Below are 1,028 nucleotides of genomic sequence, written 5' to 3'. Positions count from 1 at the left end.
CTCAAGCAGGTCTTGGCACTGACCGGTGGGGTGACCTCGCGCATCTTCGCTCTGGTCAAGGATCTTTCCATCGACGCCATTCTCACAGGTGATGAATGCATCACCGATGACGCAATCGCCAGATGGACGCCGGTTTGGTCGCGCCATGCGAACGCCAATCGGCGGCTCGAGAAGTCCAGGGTGTGAAGCCGCACCCGCTGCCAAAAACTGTCGCGCCGCTGCCAGACGAGTTGTTGTCAGGTTGGTTGTCTCGGTTGGCTGCGGCCAACTACTGTGATGACGCCGAACTGCTGGCTCATATCAAGATCGATACCGCGCATGGCACCGCCTTGGACCTCAACATCGACGCGGTGGCGGCAGAGAAGATTGCCAACGCCGCGCGGATTGACCCAGATGTTGTGCGATCTTTGACCTTCCCAGCAATGACGACACGAGAAGCCTCGCTGACGGCCCAGATGTCATTCCAGCATTGCCTGCAATGCTCCAGAGAGGGCCTTTCGCTCAAGCATTGGAGGCGAGCCTGGGCATTCGACTGCCAGGTTTGTGGGATGAGACTTGTGCCGACGCTCGGCAAGGCCAGTGGCGAACAGATGCCCGAAAAGCTGATAAATCGTGCGCGCAACGGCGCCGCGCGGCTTGAATACGCCGCGCGATTACGCAGCTCCAAGCAACTTCGGCGCGCAATGCGCGCGGTCACCTTTGCCATATCATTAAAGGCCTTCCGCGGAGATCCGTTATACGCTCTTCAGGGCCACAGCCTGGAAGTAAGGCTGTTTGGCCTTGCTGCAATTGATGCAGCCCAATCCCGTCCATTGGTCAAAGCGGCCATCTCAAGCTCCGGCATCGACGACTATGCAAGGGTTGCTCTCTTGCGCGCCTTCGAGACGGAGCCACGTCTGCTTGCTGCGGTTGATCACATCGCCCGGCAGCGCGCGAAAAGCATAGGCACGATGGCAGTCGAATCTCATAGTTAAGGGCAAAAAATATCCCCGAACGCGTCGTGTCTCAGATTTAAGGGCTACGCGACA

1 protein-coding gene and 1 pseudogene are annotated in these 1,028 nt (G+C 58.4%); both read left to right on the top strand.

What is annotated here, in order from left to right:
* Positions 1-186: pseudogene (locus BUC08_RS25090) on the top strand (TniB family NTP-binding protein); the annotation flags it as partial.
* Positions 183-974: a TniQ family protein gene (locus BUC08_RS24150; RefSeq protein WP_037931238.1), complete on the top strand. Its 792-nt coding sequence runs from the start codon at positions 183-185 to the stop codon at positions 972-974. The pseudogene BUC08_RS25090 and the gene BUC08_RS24150, both read left to right, overlap by 4 nt.
* The last annotated feature ends 54 nt before the right edge of the window (positions 975-1,028 follow it).

Source organism: Pseudosulfitobacter pseudonitzschiae, assembly GCF_900129395.1.
GTDB lineage: Bacteria > Pseudomonadota > Alphaproteobacteria > Rhodobacterales > Rhodobacteraceae > Pseudosulfitobacter > Pseudosulfitobacter pseudonitzschiae.
The sequence above is the reverse complement of the archived record's forward strand: the minus strand, read 5'-3'. Positions and strand labels throughout refer to the sequence as shown.